The organism is Bradyrhizobium sp. P2_E8 (genome assembly GCF_056403875.1).
In genome coordinates, this window is sequence record NZ_JBFUES010001571.1 from 1 (window position 1) to 1,102 (window position 1,102).

At 66.0% G+C, this 1,102-nt stretch carries 1 protein-coding gene; it reads left to right on the forward strand.

Annotation, left to right across the window (positions count from 1 at the left end):
• Window positions 1-155: 155 nt before the first annotated feature.
• The coding region (locus AC1D00_RS42380; protein ID WP_027545657.1) for an alpha/beta fold hydrolase at window positions 156-1,102 on the forward strand (947 nt) is incomplete at its 3' end.

Genomic DNA, 1,102 nt, shown 5'->3' on the forward strand with positions numbered 1-1,102 from the left:
GGCTTTAGTCTGTGTGCAGCCTGATGTTCCGGTTCCGAAACACTGGTAGCGGCCTGCACCATGGTGATATGGGTTCAGGGGAACGGCGTTCAAGAGGGCGGCAACTTGCGCCTTTTCGGCGCTCCAGCCCCTTGATTTGCAGCATTTCCCGTCCAATGACGCTGATCTCGATTCCGTCCAATCCCGTTCCCGAAGACGTCGTCAGCGGCACCATCAAGACGCCCGATGGCGCCGAGCTGCGCTTTGCGCGCTGGGCGCCGCCGGCGAACCGCAAGGGCACGGTCTGCGTCTTCACCGGACGCAGCGAGCAGATCGAGAAATATTTCGAGACCGTGCGCGACCTGCGCGACCGCGGCTTTGCGGTGGCGATGATCGACTGGCGCGGGCAGGGCCACTCCTCGCGCCGCCTGCGCGATCCGCGCAAGGGCTATGTGCGCGACTTCGCCGATTTCGAAATCGACGTCGAGACCTTCGTGCAGCAGGTGGTGCTGCCGGATTGCCCGCCGCCCTTCTTCGCGCTCGCCCACTCCATGGGCGGCACGGTGATGCTGCGCGTTGCGCATGCGGGCAAGCGCTGGTTCGACCGCATGGTGCTGTCGGCGCCGATGATCGACCTGCCCGGCCGCACCACCTCGTTGCCGGCGCGGGCGCTGCTGAAGACGATGCGTCTGATGGGGATGGGCGGCCGCTATGTCCCCGGCGGCAGCGACCGCATCACCGGGCTCGATCCCTTCATCAACAATCCCCTGACCAGCGATCCCGTGCGTTATGCGCGCAATGCCGCGATCCTGGAGGAGGATTCGACGCTCGGGTTGGCGTCACCGACGGTCGCCTGGGCCGATTCCGCCTTTCGCGCCATGCACACCTTCAAGGGCATGAACTACCCCTCCGAGATCCGCCAGCCGATCCTGATGCTGGCGGCCTCCAGCGACACCGTGGTCTCGACCGCGGCGATCGAGGAGTTCGCCTACCATCTGCGCGCCGGCTCCCATCTCGTGATCGCCGGCTCGAAGCACGAGATCCTCCAGGAGCAGGACCGCTACCGCTCCCAGTTCTGGGCCGCCTTCGACGCCTTCGTGCCGGGCACGCCGCTGTTCAAGTG